The sequence below is a fragment of the Paenibacillus athensensis genome (assembly GCF_004514475.2).
GTDB lineage: Bacteria > Bacillota > Bacilli > Paenibacillales > NBRC-103111 > Paenibacillus_AL > Paenibacillus_AL athensensis.
Map to the genome: position 1 here is coordinate 264,849 of NZ_MYFO02000002.1, position 26,409 is coordinate 291,257.

Here is a 26,409-nt window from a genome sequence, read left to right on the forward strand (position 1 = left end):
GGTTCGGGGAGAGTGGCATGGTGATGGAAGATCGTTTGCAAAAGGCTCAACGTGCCGCATGGCTCCGTCTGGTCGGTCATCTCGGCTTGGCTGTGCTCCAGGGCGTCGCCGGATGGTTGGCCCACAGCAGAGCGCTGCTGGCTGACGCTGTGCACTCCGCTTCCGCAGCCTCGGGCCCGGCCGCCGATCTGATCGGCCTTCGCACCGACAAACTGCCGCCGAACGAGAGCCGTTCCTACCGGCACGGCAAGGCGGAAGCCGCCGCAGCGCTGCTGATTGCAGTAGCGCTGCTTGTCGTCGGCATGGAGATCGGTCTTGCCGCCGTCAAGGCGCTGCGGCAAGGCGTCGATGCGCCGCCAAGCGTATATGCCGTGCCGGCGCTGCTGCTGGCGATAGGGCTCAAGGAAGTCGTCTATCGCTACAAGCAGCGTACCCGGCAGCGGCAAGGCTTGCCGGCGCCGGCTGCAAATGTCCGTGAGCATCGTTCCTCCTTGCTGTCGTCTGCCATTGCGCTGCTCGGCGTGCTCGGCGCGTTGGCGGGTTCTTACGCGCACGCGCCGTTATTTTATTATCTTGATCCATTGGCCGGCTTGCTCATTGCGCTGCTGTTGCTGCGCAAGGGCTACAGTCTGGCAATGGACGCGATTCAGGCCACGATTGACAACGCGTTGCGCCGGGAAGACGCTGTTGAGCTGATTACCGCCGCGCAGCGCGTGAAGGGCGTCATTACCGTTGACGATTTGCAGGCGCGGGAGCACGGTCATTACGTGCTCGTCAGCGTGACAATCAGCGTCAATCCGCGCATCAGCGTAGCGGAGGGCCATGACATCGCCAGAAGCGTCAAGCAGCAGCTGATGAAGCGTTTTTTTCACGTGTCCGACGTGTTTGTCCACGTCCACCCTTACGATCCCGGATATCCTTACAAAAACGTCGACCCCGAGCAGGATGAATTTCCGAGCATCGTTCATTAAGGTCGTACAGGTCAAACAGAAGGAGGAGCTGCCGTGCTAGCCCCAAAAGCGAGATGGAGCATTGGAGAGGCCGAAGCCGATGTGATCGAAACGTTAAGCCGCGAGCTGAAGGTCGATCCGCTGGTGGCGAGAATATTGGCCTTGCGCGGAATTAGCAGCATTGACGAGGCCGAGCGCTTTATCAACGGCGGGAAGGAGCATTTTCACGACCCTTTCCTGCTCGACGGCATGCAGCCGGCCGTTGCGCGTATTCGCGAGGCGCTGGACGAGCAGCAGCTGATTCGCGTCTACGGCGACTATGACGCCGACGGTGTGAGCAGCACGTCGCTGATGGTTCACCTGCTGCGCGGGCTCGGCGCCCGCTTCGACACCTACATCCCGCACCGCGTCCGCGAAGGCTACGGATTGAACCGCGAGGCGGTGGAAAGGGCGCGGGACGCCGGCGTCGCGCTGGTCATCACCGTCGATACCGGGATCAGCGCCGTCGATGAGGTCGCGTACATTCGCGAGCTGGGCATGGACGTGATTGTCACCGACCATCACGAACCGCCGGAGAAGCTGCCCGAAGCGCTGGCTGTGATCAATCCGAAAAAGCCCGGCTGCCCGTACCCGTACAAGCAGCTTGCCGGCGTCGGCGTGGCGCTGAAGCTGGCCCATGCGCTGCTCGGGCGGCTGCCGGAGGAGCTGCTGGAGCTTGCCGCGATTGGCACCGTCGCCGATCTGATGCCCTTGACCGACGAGAATCGGCTGATCGTCAAGCTCGGATTGGCGCGCATGCAAGCGTACGCTTACGCCGGTATTCGCGCATTGATCGCGGCGTCCGGCATCGAGCGCAAGGAGATTACCGCGTCGCATATCGGCTTTTCGCTGGCGCCGCGCATTAACGCCAGCGGCCGGCTCGAAGACGCCGCCGATGCGGTCACGCTGCTGACGACCGATGACGAGCTGCAAGCCGAGCGCATTGCCTACGAGCTGGACGAGCTGAACAAGGAGCGCCAGCGCATCGTCGAGGACATCACGAAGGAAGCGGTCGAAGCCGCCGAAGCGCAGCGGGCGCTGGGGCTCGACAAGGCGATTGTCGTGGCCAGCGAGGGCTGGAATGTCGGCGTGATCGGCATTGTTGCTTCCCGGCTCGTTGAGCGATTCTACCGGCCGGCCATCGTGCTGGGCATCGACCCGGCAACGGGGATGGCCAAAGGCTCGGCCCGCTCGATTCACGGCTTTGACATGTACAAGGCGTTGACCCAATGCGAGGCGTGGCTGGATCATTACGGCGGCCATCAGGCCGCTGCGGGGATGAGCCTGAATCGGGACGATTTGCCGGCATTCGCGGCCAAGCTCAACGAACTGGCGGCGGCGTGGCTAAGCGATGAAGACCTGGTCCCGCTGCTGAAGGCGGACGCGGCGTGCTCGCTCTCCGAGGTGCCCATCTCCAGCATCGAAGGGCTGGAGCGGCTGGCTCCTTACGGAATGGGCAACCCGACGCCGCGGTTTGTGTTTACGGATCTGACGCTCGGTGAGATCCGCACGATGGGCAAGGAGAAGCAGCACCTCAAGCTGGCGCTCTCGCAGGCACAGGCGGAAACCGCCGCCGCAGTCGAAGCGGTCGGCTTCGGCAAGGGCTGCTTGTCAGGCCTGATGGCGCCGGCGGCGCGGCTTGACGTGCTTGGCGAGCTGTCAATCAACGAATGGAACGGCGTGCGCAAGCCGCAGATTCTGCTTCAGGATTTGCGCATCCCCCACTTCCAGTTGTTTGACTGGCGCGGCGCCACGCAGATGGAGCTGAAGCTCGCCGGTCTCACCGCGGCGCTGGCAGCTGCTCCGGGCGACGGCGCTCCGCCGGCCGTCGTGCTGTTTGCGGAAGCGGATCAGGCAGGCTACGCCAAAGCAGCGCTTCCGGACAAGGAAAGCTTGCCGCTTTATGTGCTGCAAGCTGACGGCACGCCGCGCCCGGCGAACGCCGAGGGCGAGCGCCACGACTTGGCGGCGCTACCCGACGTCGTGCTTTACTCCGCGCCTGGCAGCGTCGAACAGCTGCGCAGCGTCGTGCGCGCAGCGCGCAGCATGGCCCGCTGCTACGCCGTGTTCGCCGAGCTGCGGCCGATGGCTGCCGGGGCGATGCCGTCGCGCGATACGTTCAAGCTCGTCTACGGCACGCTGCTCAAGCAAGGGGGCTGGGACGTGTACGACCGCGCCTTGATGCAAGCGTTCAGCAAACGCTCGGGGCTGTCGCCGGCGATGATTGAATTCATCCTCCAGGTATTCGAGGAGCTTGGCTTTATCGGGCGCAGCGGCTCGCGTTACCAGCCGCATGACGCTCCGGTCAAAAAGGATTTGTCGACGTCCCGACTGTATCGCGAGCGGGAAGGACGTCAGGAAGTGGAATCCCTGCTGCTATACGCATCCGCCAAGGAGCTGGAGCAGTGGATCGTTGCACATAAAGAGAAGGAAAAGATGGAGGAATGGGCATGAATTTCAAGGATTACATTCGCGTGATTCCCGATTTCCCGCAGCCGGGTATCCGCTTCAAGGATATTACGACGCTGCTGCAAAACGGCGAAGCGTACAGAGCCGCCATCGATGCGATGCGCGAGCTGATCAAGGACAAGCAAATCGATCTGATCGCCGGACCCGAGGCGCGCGGCTTTGTGGTTGGCGCGCCGCTGGCTTATGCGCTGGGCGTCGGCTTCGTGCCGATCCGCAAGAGCGGCAAGCTGCCGGGAGAGACGATTGAGGCCGATTACGCGCTGGAATACGGCAAAGACAAGCTGTCGATGCACAAGGACGCAATCCGTCCCGGACAACGCGTGCTGATTGCCGACGACCTGCTGGCAACCGGCGGCACGATCCAGACGTCGATCAATCTTGTCCGTCAATTGGGCGGCGACATCGTCGGCGCGGCTTTCCTGATCGAGCTGGGTTATCTCGACGGTCGCGGCAAGCTCGACGGCATCGACGTCGTCTCGCTGATGCAATATTAATCGCGCTGGCACCCGAATTATTGCCTAGGTAATAATTCGGGTGCTTTTTGCATCCAAAGCCCGCTGCGGCGCGGGTTTGCGCATCTTTTTCCGCCGGGAAAACAAAAGATTCGCCTGCTGTTCGTCGACGTGCCGCGCCGCAATCGTCCCGAAACGCTGCAGTTGTTGTCGAATCGGCGTTGCCGGGCAGTTGACGGGGAGCCTGCCTTGCAGGCATAATGAATTAAAATCGATTAAAGGAATGGATGGATTCATGGGGATCGAGCAGCTGCTGGAGAAGGCCGCTACCTATCTAAAAGAAAATGACCTGCAGAAGATACGCGAGGCCTACGAATTTGCCGATGAAGCCCATCACGGTCAAGTGCGCAAATCGGGGGAGCCGTATATTTTGCACCCGCTGGCGGTTGCCGACATTCTCGTCAATATGCAGATGGACGTCACCTCGATCATGGCGGCGCTGCTGCATGATGTTGTCGAGGATACGACGGTTTCTTTGGAAGCGGTGCTGGACAAATTCGGCAAGACATGCGCCATGCTCGTCGACGGCCTGACCAAGCTGGAGCGGATCAAGTTCAAGTCGAAGGAAGAGCAGCAAAACGAAAATTACCGCAAAATGTTCGTAGCGATGGCGCAGGACATTCGCGTGATTTTGATCAAGCTAGCCGACCGGCTGCATAATATGCGTACGCTGAAATACCAGTCGGAGGAAAGCCAGCGCCGGATTGCGGAAGAGACGCTGGAAATTTTTTGCCCGATTGCGCATCGTCTCGGTATTTCCACAATCAAGTGGGAGATGGAGGATATCGCTTTGCGTTATCTGAACCCGCAGCAGTATTATCGCATCGTGAACCTGATGCAGAAGAAGCGGGCCGAGCGTGAGCAATATATTGAAGACGTGATCCAGAGCATCCGCGAGAAGCTGGAGGAAATGGGCATTCAAGGCGATATTTCCGGCCGGCCCAAGCATATTTACAGCATTTATAAAAAAATGACCTCGCGCGGCAAGCAGTTTAATGAAATTTACGACCTGCTCGCTTTGCGCGTCATTGTCGACGGCATCAAGGATTGTTACGCGTCCCTGGGCATCATCCATACGCTCTGGAAGCCGATGCCGGGCCGGTTCAAGGATTATATCGCCATGCCCAAGCCGAACATGTACCAGTCGCTGCATACGACGGTCATCGGACCCAAAGGCGAGCCGCTGGAGGTGCAAATCCGTACGTGGGATATGCACAAGACGTCCGAGTTCGGGATCGCCGCCCACTGGGCGTACAAGGAAGGCTCGGTCGTGCCGTCGGGGACGTTCGAGGACAAGATGAACTGGTTCCGCGAAATTTTGGAGCTGCAGCAGGAAACGAACGATGCGTCGGAATTTATGGAATCGATGAAGATGGATTTTTTCTCCGATCTCGTTTTTGTATTTACGCCCAAGGGCGAGGTGATCGAGCTGCCGGCCGGTTCCGTGCCGCTTGATTTTGCCTATCGCATTCATACCGAGGTGGGGAACCGGACGATCGGCTCCAAGGTCAACAGCCGGATTGTACCGCTGGACCATAAGCTGAAAACGGGCGATATCGTCGAAATTTTGACTTCCAAGCATTCATACGGCCCCAGTCAGGATTGGGTGAAAATCGCCCAGTCGTCGCACGCCCGCAGCAAGATCAAGATGTGGTTCAAGAAAGAAAAGCGCGAAGAGAACGTGGAAAAGGGCCGCGACATGATCGAGCGCGAGCTCAAGCGGCTGGGCTTTGAGCCGTCTGGGCTAACCAGCGACGACAAGATGCTGGACGCCGCGCGGAAGTACAATTTTAACGATATCGACGATATGCTGTCGGCTGTCGGCTTTGGCGGCATTACAGCTGCGCAAATTTGCACGAAGCTGACGGAGAAGCTGCGCAAGGAAGCCGAAGAGGCGCAAGCGCAAGCGATGGAGCTGACGAGCGAGGTCAAGGAAGTGAAGTCGGCCCCGGCAGGCGAGCGCAAAAACCGCCCGACCAATGGCGTGCGCGTCAAGGGCGTCGACAATTTGCTTGTCCGTTTTGCCCGCTGCTGCAACCCGGTGCCGGGCGATGCGATTATCGGATACATTACGCGCGGACGCGGCGTTTCCGTCCATCGTCAGGATTGTCTGAACATTCCGGTTAGCGAAGGCGAAGAGGACCGCGTGATTGAGGTCGAGTGGGCCGAAGCGGTCGAATCGAATTTTAACGTCGAGATTGAAATTACCGGCCACGACCGGCGGGGGCTGCTCAACGAGGTGCTGCAAGCGGTATCGGAGAGCAAGACGATGATTTCCGCCGTTTCGGGACGTTCGGATAAAAACAAAATGGCGATGATTCATATGACCATTCTGATCAAAAATATCGATCACCTGCATAATGTCGTCGAGAAGATCAAGCGCGTCAAGGACGTGTATTCGGTGCAGCGCATCATGCAGGCGTAAGATTCGGGAGAAGCCAGACATGCGAGTGATTGTGCAAAGGTGCAAGCAAGCGGAAGTGACAGTGGACGGAAGCAGCGTGGGCCGCATCGGCGAAGGGCTGCTGCTGCTCGTCGGCGTCACGCACGAGGATACGGAGCAGGACGCGCGGTATTTGGCGGATAAAATTGCCGGGCTGCGCATTTTTGAGGACGGCGAAGGCAAGATGAACCTGTCGGTGCAGGAGACGGGCGGGGCGATTTTGTCGGTTTCGCAGTTTACGCTTTATGGAGACTGCCGCAAGGGCAAGCGGCCGAATTTTATGGCGGCGGCCCGTCCGGAGCTGGCCCGACCGCTGTATGAGACATTCAACGGGCTGCTGCGCGAGCGTGGTCTGCCGGTGGAAACCGGCGCTTTTGGGGAAATGATGGATGTGTCCCTGATCAATTGGGGGCCGGTGACGCTGATCCTCGACAGCAAGTAGCGGTTAATCGCAGCCTGATCTGGCAACACTGTAGATATCCTACAGCCAGAAGGAGCAGCGTGAATCAGCTATGAGGCAATCGATCAAACACAAAGCGATGATGTCCGCGGAGCAGCAGCTTCAGCAGGGAGGCTGGCCCGAAAGGCAGGGCCAGCTGCCGTCGTTCGGCGACGTGGAAATGAGCGCGGAGTTTACCTCCGAGCAGGAGCGGCTGAAAAGCATTCCGAAAAAAACGTACAGGTAGCGAAAAGCCTTCGGCGCGTCGTGGCGGCCGGAGGTTTTTTAATGATCTGTTTGTATAGTTTAGCTGACGAACATTTCTCTGGGGCGGCGAAATATGGTACACTATCCAATAGCGCCTATGGCAACGTGACAATGTGATGGAGGGTTCCACTTGCAAATCGCTTTGAGCAAAATCGGCTTTGATGAGTTTTCAACGGAAATATTTCATATACATCGCTTGTTTTTTGAAGAAGCGAATATCGGGGCGGAAGCAGCGGCCGACACGGAGCTGCTCGTTTCGCTGCGGCTGGAGGAGGACGAGCAGGAAGCGCGCGGCTATGCCGATCTGAGCTTGCCCGGCGGCTCCGGGAGCTGGCAAGCGGGCAGCGTGCGCGTCTTCGGAGCGGCAGCCGACCGTAAGGCGATACGCCGGCGGGCCGTGTTGTCGGCATTGCTGCAAGCGCTGCAGCAGATGACGGGGCTTGAGCAGCCGTGGGGCATCCTGACAGGCGTGCGTCCGACCAAGCTGATGCACAATCTGCTGCAGAAGCATTCGGCCGAGGAATGCCGGCACATTCTGGAGGAGCAATATCTGGTCAGCGAGACGAAAGCGCGGCTGCTGATCGACATAGCCGAGCGCCAGCTAAAGGTCATTCCCGACCTGTTCCGGCTTGACGGCGAGGTCAGCTTGTATATCGGCATTCCTTTTTGTCCGACCAAATGCGCCTACTGCACATTCCCGGCTTACGACATTCGCGGCAATAACGGCTCAGTCAACGGTTTTCTCGCCGGGCTTCACGAGGAGCTGCGGCAGACGGGCGCTTGGCTCAAGCAAGCCGGGCTGAAAATAACGACGATTTACTGGGGCGGCGGTACGCCGACCAGCATTACCGCCGAGGAAATGGATGCGCTGTTCGTTACAATGCACGAAGCGTTGCCGGAAATGGGGCACGTGCGCGAGCTGACGGTGGAAGCGGGCCGGCCGGATACGATTACCCCGGACAAAATCCGCGTCATGCTCAAATGGAACGTCGACCGGATCAGCATCAATCCGCAGAGCTTTACGCAAGAGACGCTGGATGCGATTGGCCGGCACCATACGGTTAAGGAGACGGTCGAGAAGTTTCTGCTGTCCCGCGAGATGGGCATGGACAACATCAATATGGACCTGATTATCGGCCTGCCGAACGAAGGTATGACCGAGCTTGAGCGTTCGCTGGCCGAAACTGAGAAGCTGATGCCGGAATCGCTGACCGTGCATACGTTATCGTTCAAGCGGGCTTCGCGCATGACGCAAAACCGCGAGCAATACGAGGTTGCCGAACGCGACGAAATTGCCGACATGATGGAGCGGGCGATTCAATGGACGGAAGCGAAGGGCTACGTGCCCTACTACCTGTACCGGCAAAAAAATATTCTCGGCAACCTGGAGAACGTCGGTTACGCGCTGGAAGGCCGGGAAAGTCTCTACAACATCCTGATGATGGAGGAGCGGCAGACGATTATCGGCGTCGGCTGCGGAGCCGTCAGCAAAATTGTGTTTCCGCGCGCGGGGGAGACGGCGGACGGGGCGCCGCAGCGTATCGAACGTTTCGCCAATCCCAAGGAACCGAATGCATACAATCAGACCTATCAGGATTATATCGATAAAAAAAGAGAGCTGCTGAACGAGGCGTACGCGCCATTTGTCCGGCAGGCTGATTAGAAACGGGCAGGTGGACGAAATCATGGCAAAAGGAACTAGCAGCAGCGGTCCGGTTTCCAAAGGGTGGCTGTTCTGGATGTGGGCGCTGATTGTGGCGGCTGTGCTGGCCGCAGCGGCGGCTTTGTATGTAGAACGGGACGCGTTGCCGCAGCAGGGGCGCACCGGCGAAGAAGCGGCGCTGGAGACGGTGCAGTCGGTCAAGCAGCCGAAGTCGTCGTATGACGTGATCGTGGTCGGGACTGATCCGGAAGGGGTAACGGCAGCGATTTCCGCTGCGCGCAGCGGATTGTCGACCTTGCTTGTCGATGGTCGAGACCGCGATATTCTTGGCGGCTTGATGACGCTGGGCTGGCTCAATTCCATCGATATGAACTATAAACCGGATCAGCACGGCGTGTTTAACAAGGGGCTGTTCACGGAATGGTTCGACCGGATTGAGGGCGATTCGTTTGATGTAGTCACGGCAGCCAATGCGTTCTACGATCTGGTGCGCAAGGAGCCGAACATCGATGTGCTGCTCAAGGCGCAAAAGATGGAGCCGCTGGTGGAAAGCAGCGGGGCGGCCCGCACCGTCACCGGCGTTCAATTGACGCTGGCGAACGGCAGCCAACAAACCGTGCACGCCAAATCGGTCATCGACGCCACGCAGGATGCCGACATCGCCGCGGCGGCAGGCGTGCCGTACACTTACGGACGTGAGGATATCGGCGACAAAAACGCCAAAATGGCGGTTACGCTCGTTTTTCGTTTGAAAAATGTGACGCCGGACGTCTGGAGCGCGATCCAGAAGCGGTTGAAGGACGACAAGGACCCCGGAACGGACGCCAACGAGGTTAGCGCCTGGGGCTACGGGGAGCTGTATAACTATCCGGAGTTTAACAAAGGCAAGGCCAAAATGCGTGGCTTGAATATCGGCCGGCAAAATAACAACACCGCGCTGATCAACGCACTGCAAATTTTCGGCATTGACGGATCGGACCCGCAAAGCCGCGCCGAAGCGGTGCGCATCGGACAAAGCGAAGCTGAGCACGTCGTCGATTATCTGAAATCGCACTACGCCGAATTTGCCGGCGTCGAGCTCGACGCCACCGCCCCGGAGCCGTATGTCCGGGAAACGCGCCATATGCTGGGCGAATATCGCTTGAACATTATCGATCTGCTGGAAAACCGCGATCAATGGGACCGTATCGCGATTGGCTCCTATGAAGCAGACATCCAGCGCATCGCACCAACCGACGGAGGCGCTGTCGTGCTCAATCCGCAGCAATACGCCGTTCCGTTCCGCAGTCTCGTTCCGCTTGAAGTCGACGGGCTGCTCGTCGTCGGCCGCGCGGCCAGCTATGATTCGCTGGCCCACGGCAGCGCGCGTGTGATTCCAACCGGCATGGCCGAAGGCCAATCGGCGGGAGCGGCTGCCAAGCTGGCGCAAGAGAAGAATATGACCTTCCGGCAGCTTTCGGCGTCCAAGGCCGATATAGCCGAGCTGCAGAGCCGGTTGAATCAAATGGGCATGGAGCTGCAGCCGTTTACGGTTAAGCCTGCGCCTTATATGACACACAAATCGTATGAAGGGCTGAAAGCAGCGGTCCGTCTGGCGCTCGCTACGGGCGGCTACAAAAACGAATTTGCGCTCGACGATCCGTCCAATGCCAAACGGATGGTCAATCTGGCCGGCGGGGCCAAAAAAATCAAGCCGGCCGCGTTTGCGGGCGATCCGTCCGCCGCGATTGCCGGCATGAATGCGCCGGATAAAGCGCCGCTGACCTTGGAGCAGGCATGTTACACGCTGACAAGCGCGCTTGGCGCTCAGGTTCAGGCGGGCGAAGCGCAATCCGAGCTGATGCGGCGCGGGCTGCTGACGGAAGCGACGCTGCAAACGATCGCCAACCGACAAAGCTTGAGCAATGGCGATACATATATGCTGATTAAAGATTTGCAGGCCGGGCTGACGGGCACGCCATAAGCGGCTGTCTGTCAGGATTATGCACAAAAAGCCTTTTCTCTTTTCGGAGGGAAAAGGCTTTTTGGGCAATGCCGGAGACTTTATTTGGATGCGCTTACAAGTTAATCTTCCTGCTCGTCGTCTGCGGCGGCATCGTCCGAATCCGAATCGTCTTCATCGTCGCCGTCGTCGGTTTCGTCGTCCGCTTCCGCGTCTGCCGAATCGCCTTCGTCTACGTCTACGTCTACGTCCTCGTCCTCGTCCTCGTCGTCGGCATCGGCATCGGCGTTGTCCTCGTCCGTAGCTTCCTCCGCCGCGCCTTCGTCTTCATCTGTGGTCTCATCATCGTCAGCGTCTGCTTCGCCGCTGTCTTGCTCAACGCTCTCGTCGCCCCCGTCTTCGTCATCCGCCGCGTCATCCGCGGTTTCCTCTACCGCGCTTTCCAAGCTCTCTTCCTCCGCCGAATCCTCTGAAAGCTGTAATCCAAATGTCCGTTCGTCCCGCCACCGCTCATCCAAAGTCATAGCCGGCTTGCCTCCTTCAAAAAAATCATTGTCAAGGATGATTCCTTGCCCTACATGTATATGTACGGCGGCGCACTTTAGACGAGCGCATGACATGAAAATTGTTGAAAAAATAAAACGAGCCGCCACCGCCGCTGCGTCTGCGCACATGCAGCAAAAAGGCCGTCCGGGAGCATTCCCGAACAGCCTTGTGCGCACGGCATCAGGCGGAAGACGAGCGCCTTACAGAATAGCGTCCAGCGACCAGTCGCCGGCGCCGATCAGCGCCACCCCTACAGCAATTGCCAGCAAAACCAGATTGTATTCATAGCCGCCCGCAGTGGACCACAGGCCGTTTTTACCGTGAACCTTGACGATCGCGACCAGCATCGTCAGCGCAATCAGCGCGCCGGCGACCGGAGTCCAAAGTCCCAAAGCGAACAGCAGCCCGCCTGCCAGCTCGCCGAGTCCTGCCAGCACCGCCATTGCTACGCCGGGTTTCATTCCCAGTGATTCAAAAAATCCGCCCGTACCTTTCGGCCCGTACCCGCCAAACCAGCCAAACAGCTTTTGCGCGCCGTGCCCGACAAACAACAATCCAACAATCAAACGAATGATCAATAATCCTGCAGCCATTATCAACATCTCCTTAGTAAATAAATTTTAATAAATAACTTACTTTATGTAAGTATATTAACCTGTGCACTTACTTTTGTCAAGCGACTATGCTAAAATAGATATTAAGGAGATGATTCGTATGGAACAGTTTCATTTATGCCCGAAATTTGAAAATGCTTTTGAGTTGATCGGCAAGCGTTGGACAGGTCTCATCATTCGCGTGCTGATGAACGGTCCTAAGCGTTTCAAGGATATTTCCGACATGATCCCGAGCATGAGCGACCGGATGCTTTCCGAACGCTTCAAGGAGCTGGAGGCCAGCGGCATCATCACCCGGCACGTCTACCCTGAAACGCCTGTGCGCATTGAATATGAGCTGACGGAAAAGGGCAAAGGGCTGGAGCCGGTCATGGACGAGCTGCAAAAGTGGGCGGACAGCTGGTAGTAAGCAGGCTGGACGGCCCATTATCGCCTGACGCGGGTGTCAATTGGCAACTCTTGACTTTGTCGCATTCTGCGATTAAAATAACAGTTAATGTGATTCAAACATTGTATGATCCGTTGAAGGGATAAAGTAACTCGCCCCCACATCTGCAGAGAGGAAGGCCTTGGGCTGCAAGCTTTCCGGTGATGAGCGAATGAAAGACCTCCCCGAGGACCGGCAGGGAACCGCAGGCATCCGTCGATTCGAACCGGCGATGTGCTGTCAGTAGCTGCCGCGCGTGTAACGGGCGTTAACCGTCAAGAGCGGGTTGCTTGTGCAGCTCGAACGTGGGTGGTACCACGGGAGATGAAGGTGTTCAAATCTCTCGTCCCTGACTGATGTCGGGGGCGGGGGATTTTTTATTTTTTCGGCAGGAAGGAACAGGAGGTCGTACGCATGAGTATTCAAAAGCCTAAAGGCACGCAGGATCTGCTGCCGGGCGAAGTGGAGAAGTGGCAGTACCTGGAGTCGCAGGCGCGCAAGCTGTGCCGCAGCTTCAATTATAAAGAAGTCCGCACGCCGGTTTTCGAGCATACTGAGCTATTTGCCCGCGGCGTCGGCGAAACAACGGATATTGTCGAGAAGGAAATGTATACGTTTCTCGATAAAGGCGATCGCAGCATCTCGCTGCGCCCGGAAGGAACGGCCGGCGTCGTCCGCGCGTATGTCGAGAACAAGCTTTATGGCGAGCCCGATGTCAGCAAGCTGTATTATATCGGACCGATGTTTCGTTATGAGCAGCCGCAAGCCGGCCGCTATCGGCAGTTTCATCAGTTCGGCGTCGAAGCGTTCGGCTCGGTCGATCCGGCGATCGACGCCGAGGTGATTGCGCTGGGCTATACGTTTTACAAGGAAATCGGTCTGCGCAATGTGAGTGTGGAAATTAATTCCGTCGGCACGCCGGAAGTGCGGGCGGCTTACAAGGAGCAGCTGCAGCAGTTTTTTGCCCCGGTTCGCGAGCAGCTTTGCAAGGACTGCCAATCGCGTTTTGAGCGCAACCCGATGCGCATTCTCGACTGCAAGATCGACCACAAGCTGGGCGAAGGCGCGCCGAACATTTTGCAGCATCTGGACGAAGCGTGCAGTACGCATTTTGCCGCTGTGCAGGAGCATTTGCAAGGCATGGGCATTCCGTTTACGGTCAATCCGCGGATGGTGCGCGGTTTGGATTACTACACGCATACGGCGTTCGAATACAAATCGGCCGGCATCGGAGCGATTGACACGATCGGCGGCGGCGGCCGCTACAACGGGCTTGTCGGGCAAATCGGCGGCAACGACCAGCCGGGCGTCGGTCTTGGCCTCGGATTGGAGCGGATTCTGCTCGTTCTCGCCAATCAAGGTGTGGAGGTGCCAAAGCCGGATACGCTGGGCGTGTATTTGATCGGTCTTGGCGAAGCGGCGGAGAAGGAAACGGCCAAGCTGCTGTATAAGCTAAGGCTGCAGGGCGTCAGTGCCGAGCGGGATTATCAGGGACGCAAAATCAAAGCGCAAATGAAATCCGCCGACCGGATGCAGGCTCAATTCGTGGCGATTCTCGGCGACGATGAGCTGGCCAAAGGCGAAATTGCCGTGAAAACGATGGCAACCGGCGAACAGCGCACGGTGCGCATTGCCGATCTGGAAGAGCGCGCGGCGACGATTTTATTCGGATAAAACACAAGTTTAGCAACAACACTATACAAGGAGGTTATTTCATTATGTTGCAAAGATCGCATCATTGCGGACAGCTCCGCAAGGAACATGTAGGACAAACGGTAGTATTAAACGGCTGGGTGCAGCGCCGCCGCGATTTCGGGGGGCTGCTGTTCATCGACCTGCGCGACCGCAGCGGCCTGGTCCAGCTTGTCTTCAACCCTGACTTTTCCGGCGAGGCGCTGGCTGTAGCCGACCGTGTGCGTAACGAGTATGTGCTGAAGATTCAAGGCAAGATTGTCGAACGCGATGCCGAGACGATCAATCCGAACCTGGAGACAGGGGAAATCGAAGTCCAGGTGACGCACATCGAGATTCTGAACGGCGCCAAAACGCCGCCGTTTTTCATTGAAGACGGCATCGAAGTCGACGAATCCGTGCGTTTGAAATACCGTTATTTGGACCTGCGCCGTCCGGAAATGCAAAAAACGCTGATGCTGCGCTCCAAAGCGTCCAAGCTGTTCCGCGATTTCCTGGACGACAACGGTTTTATCGATGTAGAAACGCCGATTTTGACCAAAAGCACGCCGGAAGGCGCGCGCGATTATCTCGTGCCAAGCCGGGTGCATCCGGGCGAATTTTTTGCCCTGCCGCAATCGCCGCAAATTTTTAAACAGCTGCTGATGGTGAGTGGTCTTGAACGGTACTACCAAATCGCCCGCTGCTTCCGCGACGAAGACCTGCGCGCCGACCGCCAGCCTGAATTTACGCAAGTCGACATCGAAACCTCCTTCTTGTCGCAGGACGAGCTGCTCACGCTGATGGAGGAGCTGGTGGCCAAGCTGATGAAGGAGACGGCCGGCGCCGATATTCCGCGTCCGTTCCAGCGCTTGAGCTATGCCGACGCAATGGGCAAATACGGCTCCGACAAGCCGGATCTGCGCTTCGGGCTGGAGCTCGTCGAGGTGTCCGATATTGTCGCGTCTTCAGGCGTGCAGGTGTTTGCCAATGTAATTAAAAACGGCGGCCAGGTCAAGGCGCTGAACGCCAAGGGCTGCGGCACGTGGAGCCGCAAGGAAATCGACGACCTCGGGCCTTTCGCGGCGCGTTACGGAGCCAAAGGTCTGGCGTGGATTCAAGTCAAAGACGGTGAATTCAAAGGGCCGATCGTGAAATTCTTCAGTGAGGCGGAAATCGCTGCATTAACCGAACGTCTGGACGCGCAAGAAGGCGATCTGCTGCTGTTCTCTGCCGACAAAAAGAAAGTTGTCGCCGATGTGCTCGGCAACCTGCGCCTGAAGATCGGCCGCGACCTCGGTCTGATCGACGAGTCGCAATTCAAGTTTGCCTGGGTCGTCGATTTCCCGCTGCTGAGCTACGACGAAGAAGAAAAACGTTACGTTGCCGAGCATCATCCGTTCACGCGTCCCAAGGAAGAAGACGTGCACCTGTTCGACACCGATCCGGGCCAAATTCGCGCGCAAGCGTACGATCTTGTGCTTAACGGCTACGAGGTGGGCGGCGGCTCGATGCGGATTTACAAGCGCGAGGTGCAGGAGAAGATGTTCAAGGCGCTTGGTTTTTCCAAGGAAGAAGCCGTCGACAAGTTCGGCTTCCTGCTGGAAGCGTTCGAATACGGTACGCCTCCGCATGGCGGCATCGCTTTTGGCTTCGACCGTCTGGTGATGCTGATTGCCGGCCGCACCAACCTGCGTGAAACGATTGCGTTCCCGAAAACGGCCAGCGCGACCGATCTGCTGACCGATGCGCCGGGCACAGTGGACGACAAGCAGCTGGAGCAGCTGTCGATCCGGCTGGCGCTCAAGCAGCCTGCCGTTAAGGCCTAAGGAGGGGTAACCCCGATGCTTCATCAGTTTTCCCGCACTGAGCTGGCGATTGGTCCCGAAGGGCTTGAGGTGATGAAAAACAGTACGGTGGCCGTGCTTGGCATCGGCGGCGTCGGTTCGATTGCCGCTGAAGCGCTGGCGCGCACCGGCGTGGGCCGGATCATCCTGATCGATAAGGATGTTGTGGATATCACCAATATCAACCGGCAAATTCATGCCTTGACGACCACTGTCGGGCAGCCGAAGGCCGATTTGATGCGCGACCGCATCAAGCTGATCAACCCGGAGTGCGACGCTGTGGCGCTGCGGATGTTTTATACCGAAGAGACGTATGAGAAGCTGTTCGAATATCCGCTTGATTATGTGCTCGACGCCAGTGATACGATCAGCTACAAAATCCATTTGATCAAGCAATGCTTGCAGCGGAAGATTCCGATCATTTCCAGCATGGGCGCGGCCAACAAGATGGACCCGTCGCTGTTCAAGGTCGCCGATATTTCGAAGACGGAAATGGACCCGCTGGCGCGGGTCATCCGCCACAAGCTGCGCAAGGAAGGGATCAAAAAAGGCGTCAAGGTCGTGTTCTCGACCGAGCAGCCGATGAAGCCGCGCGAGGATGTGACGCAGCGGATCGTGCCGGATAACGCGCCGGATATCCGCAAGGCGCAAATGCCGCCGGCGAGCAACGCGTTCGTGCCGCCGGTTGCCGGCCTGATCATGGTCAGCGCTGCCGTGCGCGACTTGCTTAGCGCGGCAGCGAAGCGGAAGTAGCATACAGATTTGTAGCCAAGCCGTACAGCCTGAAGAGGCTGTGCGGTTTTTTACTGGTTTGGGCGCGGTTCGGGTGGTCTGCCAGGTTGGTTATCCACAGTGGGTAGTTATTGATCGTTTGATGTCTGGGCCGTTTCATGACAAACGCTTGTTCGAACGGTATAATGGAGGGATGGAAGCCTCGCGACAGGAGGCGGATTTTCGGAGGAAAGCGGGAGGGCAGGCATGGATTTGTTTTCATACGCCGCGGAGCAGGAGCCGGCGGGCAAGCTGCTGGCCGACCGGATGCGGCCGACAACCCTGGACGAGTACATCGGCCAGGAGCATATTGTAGGGCCGGGCAAGCTGCTGCGCCGCGCGATTGAAGCCGACAAGGTTGGCTCGATCGTGCTGTACGGACCGCCCGGCACGGGCAAAACGACGCTGGCGCACATTATCGCTTGCCGCACGCAGGGCGGGTTCGTCAAGCTGAATGCGGTGGAAGCGTCGGTTAAAGATGTGCGCGAGGTGATCGAGCGCGCAGAGGCGGACAAGTCGTTGTACGGCCGGAAAACGACGTTGTTTCTTGACGAGGTGCATCGCTTCAACACCTCGCGTCAGGATGCGCTGCTGCCGGCTGTGGAGCAGGGCATCCTGATCTTGATCGGCGCGACGACGGAAAACCCGTTTCACCATGTGAACGGGGCGCTCTTGTCGCGCTCGACGCTGTTTCAGCTGCAGCCGCTGACAGCTGAGCATGCGCTCGCCGCGATGCGGCGCGCCTTGGCCGACCCCGTCAAGGGGCTCGGCTTCATGCGCCTCGACGTTGAGGAAGAGGCGCTGGCGCACATCGCGCGCATGGCGGCCGGCGATATCCGGCGCTCGTTGAACGCGCTGGAGCTGGCTGCGCTGACGACGCCGCCGGAAGCGGACGGCACGGTGCGCGTGACGCTGGAGGTGGCGGAGGAGTCAATCCGCCGCCCGGTCGTCCGCGCGGACGAATCGACGCAATACGATGTCCTGTCAGCGTTCCACAAGAGCGTGCGCGGCTCCAGCGACGCGGCGCTGTTCTGGTTTTTGTACGCGGTGGAGAAGCTGGGCATGGATCCGATGACCTTCCTGCGCCGGCTGATCGTGGCCTGCAGCGAAGACATCGGTCTGGCGAATCCGCAGGCGATGGTACAGGCGGTGACGGCAATGGACGCTTATCACAAAATCGGCTGGCCGGAATCGAAATATGTCATTGCGCAGGCGATTTTGTTTGCGGTCGAAAGCCCCAAGTCGAACTCGATCCCGCTGGCGATTGAACGGGCCATGCACGCGATGGATCGCGTGCGCGCGGCCGAGGTGCCGCTGCATCTGCGCGATACGCATTACAAGGGCGCCGAGCAGCTTGGGCATGCCGGGTACAAATATCCGCACAATTACCCGGGGCATTACGTCGACCAGCAATATTTGCCGGACGCGCTCAAGGATGAAGCGCTGTTTATTGCCAGCGAGCAGGGGACAGAGGAGAAGATGCGGCACAATCAGATGAGACGCAGGAGCATGCAAGCGTCTTCGCAGCTATCCAATGAACAATCATAATTTCATAAACGAAGCGCACCGCGGATTCCTGACAGAGCGGAGCGCTTCTTTTTTAGAAAACGGAAAATTTGACATATAAAACGTAATATTGGATATTGAAAATCGGCGCTTTTTATTTAAACTAAAGAGGTCGTGTGCAGTAAAGTTTTCCAGCTCTTTTAGTTGGATATAATTTACAAGCGAATTTGCGAGCGAAGGAGAGATAGGGGAAAAGAGAGAGAAGAGGAGAGAGTTTTTGTTTTATGTCGTATATATATTAAATATTAATGCGACCGTATCGAGTAAAGAAACATAATTTGGAGGTTCGGTATGTTTAGAAAAACAACATCAATGTTGGTCAGCCTTACGCTGCTGTCCGGTTTCATTTTACCGACCAGCCAAGCTGCGCAAGCGAGAATCGATGCATCTGCGGATTCGTCGGTCAGTAGCGCCGTATATGGTGCAGAGGCAAGCGGCGATAGCTCGGTCAATACGTACATCATCAAATTCAAAGACGAGGATCAAGGCAAAAAATCGCTTCAGAAGAGCAAAAAAACGATTCGCAAGCAATTCAAGCACGCGCAAGCGCTGACGGCAACGCTGACGGCAAAGGAAGCCGCGCAGTTGCAAGCTGACGGCAATGTGCAGTTTGTGGAACCGGATGCGCCGATTCGCAAGGCTGCTGAGCAGGTTATGCCGAATTTAACGCAAATCCATGTTCCCGAGGTTCAAGCGACCGGCAATTTGGGCAGCGGTGTTTCCATTGCGTTGCTGGATACCGGCGTGGATACGAATTCTGCAGAACTGCACATCGCCGGCGGCGTGTCCTTCGTCCCGTCCGAGCCGACGATGGAGGATTGGAACGGTCACGGAACAGGAACCGCTGGTGTGATCGGCGCGCTCAAGGATAACAGTGGCCTTCTGGGTATCGCGCCCGAAGCCAGCTTGTATGAAATTAAGGTCATGGACCGCAATGGTCAAGGTACGTATTCCCAAGTCATCGAAGGGATCGAATGGGCGATTGACCATCACATCGATATTGTCTCGATGAGCTTCACAGGCAGCGTTTATTCGCAAGCTTTGAAAGACGCGATGCAAGCTGCGCACGACAACGGTATTTTGCTGATCGCCGCCACCGGCAACGATGGGGCGAAGAACGTCGAGTACCCGGCCAAGTTTCCTTCGGTTATCGGCGTGGGTGCAGTGGACGGCAATAATCAAATTGCGCCTTTCTCCAATACAGGCAAGGAATTGCAGATTGTCGCGCCTGGTGTGAATATCCCTTCGCTGGGCTTGCACGACACCCATGTGACGATGAGCGGCACCTCGCTTGCAGCTCCACATGTCGCTGGTGTAGCTGCGTTAATTAAAGCCAGCCATCCCGCCTACACAAATGTGGATTTGCGCGGAGCCTTGTTAGGCAGTGCAACGCCGTTAAGTGATCAAAGCGTCTATGGCAATGGCTTGGTGAACGCCTTGGCCGCTTTTGATAGTCAAAGCCAAGGCGACGGGAACAAGCAGCAAGTGAACGTTTCTTCGCTGAAGAAGGAGACGCTGGATCAGATTAAAAAGCAGTATTCCACCAAGATGCTGCAAATCGCGGCTTACTTCGAGCCTGAGTTAACCTCACTTTTGACAAGCGATCAACTGGCCGAGATGTTGAGTTGGTCGGAAGTGGATGTAGAGACGCGCATCGACGGTTTGACGAAAGTGGAACAAAATTGGCTGCGAAAATTGACGCCGGTCGATATGGTTTGGCAGGAGGACCGCAAAAAGCCGAAAAAGAAAGCGGCGGTGTCGCCAAACGCCTCGATTCAAGCGGCGAGCGGATTTTCTTTTACAGAAAAAAATAATCCTTATACTTACAAAAGCGACACAGACGGGGCTGTCGATACCATGTACCGAACGGCCAATCAAAAAGACGTGGACGTTTACCTGAGCGGTAAACACGGTCTCGATGTAAGCTTGATTCGCAGCTACAATTCGCTTGCCGCCAAAATGGCCGCACCGAACTATACGCAGGGCACAGGTTGCCCTACGGGTTCAACGATCAACAGCTCGGATTACGGTCCTTCGCAAGTGTCCGATTGCATGCAAAATGCATTGGCGGCTCCCGGTCTGCTTTCTGCGGCTAACCCGAACTATATTGCCGTCGGCTGGAGCTTAAATCTGCCCACTATGGATCAAGGTGTCAAAACGGATTTCATTTCCGCAAATCCGGTTTATGTGGGGACCGGAAAGCTGAATCCGACCAAGGTTTACTATAACCGTACTTACGGCGACAGCAATTCGTATACGTATGTGGAATTTATTTTGGATGACGGGTCGCGTTACCAGTTCCGCAATACGAGCACATCGCCCTATAACTATCCGTATGCGAACGTAACCTATACAAAAGCGACGGACGGGACGTATTATCTGAAAATTGACGACGGCAAGCTGGTCTATCATTTTGATGCGACTGGCCGAATCCTGGACAAAAAGAATTTCCTGGGCGATCAGGTGTTGTACGCTTATTCGACCAATGCTGTCACGATTACGGACACGGTCGGACGAACGATTCAGATCAATAACAACGGCACGCGCATTACGAGCGTCAGTTGGAAAGATAATCCGACAACCTTTACCCGGCAGATCATTTACAACACAGCATCCAATTCGTATACGTTCGGGGGCAAGGATCCCAATGCAGCCTTCGGCGGGACTTACGATCAATTGAACAGTGTACAGGACGAAACGGGGCATATTTTAAAAAGCTATACGTATTTTCAGCCGTCTGTCACGAATCATGCTGACTATAACTTTGAAGACGACTATCAATACGACCAGACCAATATTAGCGGGATTCCGAACCCTACACTGGATATTGTCAGCGGCAGCGATCCTGCCGAATCGTCGTTAGTGGCGAATCGGGATTTAGCCACGTACTCCGAGCTTCCGTATTTATTGCTGAATGCAGCTATAGACGATACGGGCATGACCGTGCAATACCAATATGACAGCTATAATCCGAACTGGTACACGGGAACGAACTACTTTTCCCGCGAAGCGAGTCGCCATACGGTAAGGCTGTATCTGGATCCCTACATGCTGACCTACATCGGTTACGTGCCTGTCCGCAATGTGTATTTCAAGTACACGAACGCCAGCGGCCAGCAGAAGGTTCTGACGCGTACCTACATGGAGATGGGAGGCAAACCGTTCTCGGAGATTTGGGGGAGACCGCGGCAAGGAGGAGATTACGGGAACTTCCGTTTAAGCTATGCGAGCTATCGCGGCGGCGATCAGCCCAAGGTAGCGACTGTTACCGCTTTGGGGGATTATACGGAAATGAAGTTTTACACCTACAGCGCGTTGGATCGGGAAAAGTACAATCTTGTTCATATCATGGACAGCTCAAGCACAGCGTCCTACGATATCAATGAGGTGCGCGGCTCGTACAGGTATACGTATTCTCCCAAAGAAGAAACCGGATTTCAATTTGATCCCGGTATGACCAAGCCGTATCTGGTCAAAACGTATGACAGCGGCAACCCGAACGATCCGAAACTTAGCGATTCCGGATTAATGAACTTTTTGAATACGGGCAATAGCCGAAGTTACCCGTCTTATTATGCGAGTTATGCTACTCTTCATAAAAATGAATATGATTCTTACGGTTATGTGACGTACGATGAGGATTCCTATGGGAATAAAACGAACACTACGTATGGCGGCCCATACCATATGATCAGCAATATGAAAAGAACGGCAGCCGACGGCTTGACCTCCTACCAGGAGGCAACCGCCTATAATCCTGACGGGACCATCGCTTCGATTACCCGGACCAGCACCTACCCGGACCCGTTGTATCCGACAGATCCGACCAAGCTGAAAACAGATACGATTGTCGTTGCGTATACGTCGTATGATGCTGTCAATAAGGTGCCTACGCATCGAAGAGAAACGGGCTCGGGCAACCAATTCAGCTTGTATCCGATTACTACCGACGTGGATATGGCTTATGACGCCAAAGGCTTCCATGTAACGACGGAGACGACGCAAATTACGTTAAAAACCGGACAATCGCCAACGTCCGTTACGCTCACTCATCTGTACGATGGCCAGGATCGTCCAATCAGCACGACATTTCCGGACGGCAGCAAAGCCCAGTATACGTATGACAACAAGGATCGGATGTTGACCGAGACGTATACGCCGCCAACGTCCAATCCGGGAGCGGCAAAGACGGATTCTTACAGCTATGACGATCCGAACCGCACGATTACCAAAACACTGGCTGACGGTGAGAAGGACATTATTGTTTACACGCCGTACGGGAATGTGGACAAGCAGCAGAAACAGGTAGGAAGCTCTGTTGTGACGACACTCGTCAATCAAACCAACAATGCAGGGAATATCATCAAGGAAATAGACCCTTTCGGAGATCCTGCCCAAAAGACGACTTACACCTATGCGAACAATGGCAAAGTGAGGACCGTGACCAATGCGCTCGGAGAAACGACCACGTACTCCTATGCCAATGCCGCCTATTTTACCTCCGGTTCCTCTACACGTCTTCAGGATACGGTTAAAGCTGTAACTGCGGACGGTAAACAAACCTGGTCCTATTACGACCGGGAAGGTCGATTGATCCAAACAGATGAGAACGGAGCACTGTTCAGAACGACGACCTATCAATATACGCCGCTCGGACAATTGAGCATGCAAAGTATTGCCTCGGGTTCATCTGTAGAAACGACTCGTTACGGATACGGCGGAATGGGTCACTTGATCTATATCCAGGATGCGATGAACCAAACTTACCAGTATGTGTACAACAGGCTGGATCAAATGAACGCTTATTACGTGAATGGAAGCGCCCAACCGCAAAAAACACAAACCTACAATGAGGTTGGCTGGCTGCTCACGCAAACGAATGCCGCAAATTTGAGCGAGTCTTTTGCCTATAAAACTACGGGCGCTCTGGAGTCGCATACCGACAAAGACGGGCAAATGCATGTATTCAGCTATACGCCTTACAACCAGCAAAGCCGGGTTTCGATTCAAAAGCCTGCCGGCACGGAGCTTTATTGGCAAACGAACAATTACGATCCGAACACGGGCTTGCTGCTTGGCACAGCCAACAGCGAGAATGAAACACAAACGTATCATTATGACATGTGGAAGCGTATGGATTGGCAGCAGGTCGCAGGCAAAACGTACAGCTTTGGTTACGATGCAAATGATCGGCTGCAGACCCTGACTTATCCGGACAGCAAACAGATCAGCTACACCTACGATAATCTGAATCGGATGTCTTCTGTCAGCTATCCGGGGATGGGCACAGTCAACTACTCGTATACATTGGCGGCTAATCAGGATACTTACACCGTCAGTTATCCGAACGGACTCAGTCAAAAAAAGCAAAGCGATAACTTTGGTCAATTGACGGCGGTAGGCCATTACAATAACAGCCCTACGGCAAATTGGAGCGAAGGCTTCGGTTACGACAAATTCGGCAATATTTTGTCCATAAACCGCAATGGCTCAGCCAACAGCTTTACTTATGACGCCTTGAATCGGGTATCATCGGAAACCACGCAAGGAGGTTCCAAATCGTATAGTTATGATTCACTAGGCAATCTGCAGTCTGTGGGCATTGCAGGAACGTCCTATGTGAACACTTACGATAATGCGAACCGGATCTCCGGTTACACGCAACCGGGCAATGTAAGCACGTATTCGTATGATAACCGCGGCAACCGGTTGACCAAGCTGCAATCGGGATTGACGTCAAGCTACAGCTATAATGCCGTCAATGAGCTGAAGACATTCGCTGACAATTCAGGAACGACGGCCAGCTACAGTTATTACGCCGATGGCTCCCGGGCTACCAAAACCGTGAACGGTAACGTAACGCGATTTGTATATTACAACGGACATCCGATTGAAGAGTTGAGCGCAAGCGGAACCACCAAATCGCGCAATATTTGGGGCAACGAGCTGATATACCGCGATAATGCCGGTACGGATGGAAAAACGGGTTACTACTGGTACAATGGTCACGGCGATGTCGTCAAGGTTACCGACGCAAGCGGCAGCACGCTCAATAGCTATGACTACGATATTTGGGGCAACAGCATTGGCAAAAGTGAAACGATGCTCAATCCGTTCCGATATGCCGGACAAATGCAGGACGATGAAACCGGATTGATTTACTTGACGGCACGTTATTACGATCCGGCCAATCAGCGCTTTTTAACCGAGGATGCTTATGCCGGTGATTTAAAAACGCCGCTCAGCTTAAATCAGTTTACGTATGCGTTCAACAACCCGCTAACCAATGGAGACCCGACCGGGCATTATTGCGAAGCCACGGTTAATGGCGTTCATTATTCGCATCCGGGAGCATGCAATGACGGCAAGGACGGAACAGCTCGTGAAAGCGGTCCGGGGTATACGCCTGATTATTTGTATTACACCACGCACCCGGGAAGCTTTAATGCGCCGGTGAAAGTAGAAACGCCTCCGGTTGTTGCAGGCAACCGCAGCTTTACGGTAGACAATGCAACAGGGCTTCAGAAGGACTCGGTGAAGGTCGACCAGACCGCCAAAGTCACCATTACCGTAGCGGGAACAGCCGGAACGAACGTCACGGTCAAAGCAGATGGTAAAGTATCGGTCGAAACGCCGGGCGGCGGCAAGGTTGACGTATCTGTACAAGGAGGCATCGTACAAGCTGCGAAAAGCGGAAGCGTTGTTTACAAACAGGATATTTCACAAGCAGTCGAAGTCAGCAATATCAAAATGGAAAATAAGGTTCATGTCATCAAGCCTACTGCGCGCGCCGACGGTTATGTGACACTGATTACGACCGATACGATCTTCACGATGAATATGAGCAATATCATTGGCGTCGATGCAGCGGAGGTAAAGTTGAAGTTTACGATTACTTCGGAAATTTCGTATAGTAAAGAAGATGCGGACGTAATTGGAGCTTTGTTGCTGTCCAGTGTGGGTGTGGGGATTTTGAAATATGTGCCCAAAATTCCGCTATGGGGGCAGCCGTCGGTTATTTAGCGTACAGCAAACCCATGCATCGGGAAGGATAGGGGAAACGTATGTCGGGTGATATCGGGACTATAGTGTTGTTCGCGCTGCTGGTGTTTGTCAGTCTTTCCTTTTTGCTCTGGGGAGCCAGCGGCGTAATCGCGTACGTCTTTCCTTCATTGACGGTGAGGGCGTATCGCAAGGTGTTTATGCATTATGCGTATGTAACAGCGGCGTTTTATGGCGGTTTTATCGGCTATATGCTGGTTAATGCGTACATGCTGCAAGCTACGTTGTTGGCTGCCGGAGCGCTGCTGCTGTTTCTGTTATCGTTTTATGTTCCGGCTTTTCGGCGGAAATCGCTGTTGACACCGCTGCTATGGGGCGTCTTGTGCATCGTATGGACGTTGATCGAACCGATCCCGGTCAAGTTTCCGTTCCTTTAGCTTGTGCGTGCGCTCGGCTGTGCGGGAGCGAGTGCTGGCGTGCGTGTGAGTCGCGGATGGGGCCGGTCAAGGCGCAAGCCTGTTCCTGATCGGGTGGGCCGATAAATAAGGCATGCAGAGCAAATAACCTTTCTCGGGAAATGCGGCGAATGGCCGAACTTCCGGGAGAGGTTATTTGACGTTGGCGTCTGCAGGTCAAGTTGGCACGCCGCGGCGCTGCTCTTTTTCCATATGGACGGAAAATACCTTTTTCGTTACAGGATTATAGCGGATGGTGACGATCAGCGGAAATTCCTGTTTGTGGCGGCGCACCCAAAAGCGAAACTGCCGCTGGTCAACGCCCGGCGCCACCGGAGCCCGGCCGAGGTACTGGTAGTCAAGCAGCGTGTACAGCTTGCGCGCTTCTTTGAACGCCATGCGGCTCCACATGGCGTAGTCCGGGTCGGGGTCAGCCGCAGGCGCCTTGAAGGCGCCACTGTCATTGTCCCCGCCCGCGGCCCCCCCGCCCGCGCCAGCCGGCGCGGGCCAGCCCCCTGCTGCTGCCTCAGCCGCAGCAGCACAGCACGGCGCAGCCCCGACGCGCTCAGCGAGCGTCTGGGCTGCGCCCACGGCCGCCTCGCTTTGCGTCGGGGCGGCCGCCACTGCCGGCCCCGCGCGTAGCGGGCCGGCCAGCTCCGGCTCCCGCGCTCCCGCAACGGGGGCCGGGAGCCCCCAAGCCGCCGCCAGCAGCACGGCGGCCGCCAATCTCCGATTGAGCCTTGCGTTCAATCGCATACGCTCACCTCCGCCGTTAGCGTGTGCGGA

The 26,409-nt window shown here is 56.1% G+C and carries 19 protein-coding genes; 15 read left to right on the forward strand and 4 right to left on the reverse strand.

What is annotated here, in order from left to right; translation table 11 throughout:
- The first annotated feature begins 17 nt into the window (after positions 1–17).
- From B5M42_RS05240 to B5M42_RS05250, 3 genes are read left to right on the forward strand one after another with little or no spacing between them, the layout of a single operon-like run.
- Complete coding sequence (locus B5M42_RS05240; RefSeq protein WP_268999080.1) at positions 18–971, forward strand: cation diffusion facilitator family transporter; 954 nt, start codon at positions 18–20, stop codon at positions 969–971.
- Positions 972–1,004: 33 nt separating this feature from the next.
- Positions 1,005–3,443: a single-stranded-DNA-specific exonuclease RecJ gene (gene recJ, locus B5M42_RS05245; RefSeq protein ID WP_134753354.1), complete on the forward strand. Its 2,439-nt coding sequence runs from the start codon at positions 1,005–1,007 to the stop codon at positions 3,441–3,443.
- Complete coding sequence (locus B5M42_RS05250) at positions 3,440–3,952, forward strand: adenine phosphoribosyltransferase (RefSeq protein WP_134753352.1); 513 nt, start codon at positions 3,440–3,442, stop codon at positions 3,950–3,952. Before recJ ends, B5M42_RS05250 begins: the two co-directional genes overlap by 4 nt.
- A gap of 24 nt (positions 3,953–3,976) precedes the next feature.
- Here B5M42_RS05250 and B5M42_RS05255 read toward each other — a convergent pair whose 3' ends face one another.
- Positions 3,977–4,207 (reverse strand): hypothetical protein, encoded by a 231-nt coding sequence (locus B5M42_RS05255; protein WP_134753350.1) that lies wholly within the window; start codon positions 4,205–4,207, stop codon positions 3,977–3,979.
- Here B5M42_RS05255 and B5M42_RS05260 point away from each other — a divergent pair.
- From B5M42_RS05260 to B5M42_RS05280, 5 genes are all read left to right on the forward strand, one after another.
- Positions 4,206–6,395, forward strand: coding sequence for a RelA/SpoT family protein (locus tag B5M42_RS05260; protein WP_134753348.1), 2,190 nt, complete (start codon positions 4,206–4,208; stop codon positions 6,393–6,395). The genes B5M42_RS05255 and B5M42_RS05260 overlap by 2 nt on opposite strands.
- A 19-nt stretch (positions 6,396–6,414) precedes the next feature.
- On the forward strand, positions 6,415–6,855 hold the full coding sequence (gene dtd / locus B5M42_RS05265) for a D-aminoacyl-tRNA deacylase (protein ID WP_134753346.1): 441 nt from the start codon (positions 6,415–6,417) through the stop codon (positions 6,853–6,855).
- A gap of 70 nt (positions 6,856–6,925) precedes the next feature.
- On the forward strand, positions 6,926–7,099 hold the full coding sequence (locus B5M42_RS05270) for a hypothetical protein (protein WP_167689954.1): 174 nt from the start codon (positions 6,926–6,928) through the stop codon (positions 7,097–7,099).
- A gap of 150 nt (positions 7,100–7,249) precedes the next feature.
- On the forward strand, positions 7,250–8,782 hold the full coding sequence (locus B5M42_RS05275; RefSeq protein ID WP_134753344.1) for a coproporphyrinogen III oxidase: 1,533 nt from the start codon (positions 7,250–7,252) through the stop codon (positions 8,780–8,782).
- A gap of 22 nt (positions 8,783–8,804) precedes the next feature.
- Positions 8,805–10,745, forward strand: coding sequence for an FAD-dependent oxidoreductase (locus B5M42_RS05280; RefSeq protein WP_134753342.1), 1,941 nt, complete (start codon positions 8,805–8,807; stop codon positions 10,743–10,745).
- A 101-nt stretch (positions 10,746–10,846) separates the two neighbouring features.
- Here B5M42_RS05280 and B5M42_RS05285 read toward each other — a convergent pair whose 3' ends face one another.
- Together B5M42_RS05285 and B5M42_RS05290 are read right to left on the reverse strand one after the other, a co-directional pair.
- The gene (locus B5M42_RS05285; protein ID WP_134753340.1) at positions 10,847–11,248 is read right to left on the reverse strand and encodes a hypothetical protein; all 402 of its coding nucleotides are present in this window, start codon (positions 11,246–11,248) and stop codon (positions 10,847–10,849) included.
- Positions 11,249–11,470: 222 nt separating this feature from the next.
- Complete coding sequence (locus tag B5M42_RS05290) at positions 11,471–11,866, reverse strand: DoxX family protein (RefSeq protein WP_134753398.1); 396 nt, start codon at positions 11,864–11,866, stop codon at positions 11,471–11,473.
- 118 nt (positions 11,867–11,984) lie between these two features.
- Between B5M42_RS05290 and B5M42_RS05295 the strand changes: the two genes are divergently transcribed.
- The 7 genes from B5M42_RS05295 (at position 11,985) to B5M42_RS05325 (ending at position 25,605) form a co-directional block, all read left to right on the forward strand.
- Positions 11,985–12,290 carry a winged helix-turn-helix transcriptional regulator gene (locus tag B5M42_RS05295; RefSeq protein WP_134753338.1) on the forward strand — a complete coding sequence of 102 codons (306 nt, stop codon included), beginning with the start codon at positions 11,985–11,987 and terminating at the stop codon, positions 12,288–12,290.
- A 435-nt stretch (positions 12,291–12,725) separates the two neighbouring features.
- Positions 12,726–13,985 (forward strand): histidine--tRNA ligase, encoded by a 1,260-nt coding sequence (gene hisS, locus B5M42_RS05300; RefSeq protein ID WP_134753336.1) that lies wholly within the window; start codon positions 12,726–12,728, stop codon positions 13,983–13,985.
- A 44-nt stretch (positions 13,986–14,029) separates the two neighbouring features.
- Positions 14,030–15,811 (forward strand): aspartate--tRNA ligase, encoded by a 1,782-nt coding sequence (gene aspS / locus B5M42_RS05305; protein WP_134753334.1) that lies wholly within the window; start codon positions 14,030–14,032, stop codon positions 15,809–15,811.
- A gap of 15 nt (positions 15,812–15,826) precedes the next feature.
- The gene (locus B5M42_RS05310; protein ID WP_134753332.1) at positions 15,827–16,582 is read left to right on the forward strand and encodes a tRNA threonylcarbamoyladenosine dehydratase; all 756 of its coding nucleotides are present in this window, start codon (positions 15,827–15,829) and stop codon (positions 16,580–16,582) included.
- A 225-nt stretch (positions 16,583–16,807) separates the two neighbouring features.
- Positions 16,808–18,148: a replication-associated recombination protein A gene (locus B5M42_RS05315; RefSeq protein WP_134753330.1), complete on the forward strand. Its 1,341-nt coding sequence runs from the start codon at positions 16,808–16,810 to the stop codon at positions 18,146–18,148.
- 309 nt (positions 18,149–18,457) lie between these two features.
- The gene (locus B5M42_RS05320; RefSeq protein WP_134753328.1) at positions 18,458–25,189 is read left to right on the forward strand and encodes a S8 family serine peptidase; all 6,732 of its coding nucleotides are present in this window, start codon (positions 18,458–18,460) and stop codon (positions 25,187–25,189) included.
- 41 nt (positions 25,190–25,230) lie between these two features.
- On the forward strand, positions 25,231–25,605 hold the full coding sequence (locus tag B5M42_RS05325) for a hypothetical protein (RefSeq protein ID WP_134753326.1): 375 nt from the start codon (positions 25,231–25,233) through the stop codon (positions 25,603–25,605).
- Between the two features lie 195 nt (positions 25,606–25,800).
- Here B5M42_RS05325 and B5M42_RS05330 read toward each other — a convergent pair whose 3' ends face one another.
- Positions 25,801–26,379 carry a DUF3889 domain-containing protein gene (locus tag B5M42_RS05330; RefSeq protein ID WP_134753324.1) on the reverse strand — a complete coding sequence of 193 codons (579 nt, stop codon included), beginning with the start codon at positions 26,377–26,379 and terminating at the stop codon, positions 25,801–25,803.
- Positions 26,380–26,409: the final 30 nt, after the last annotated feature.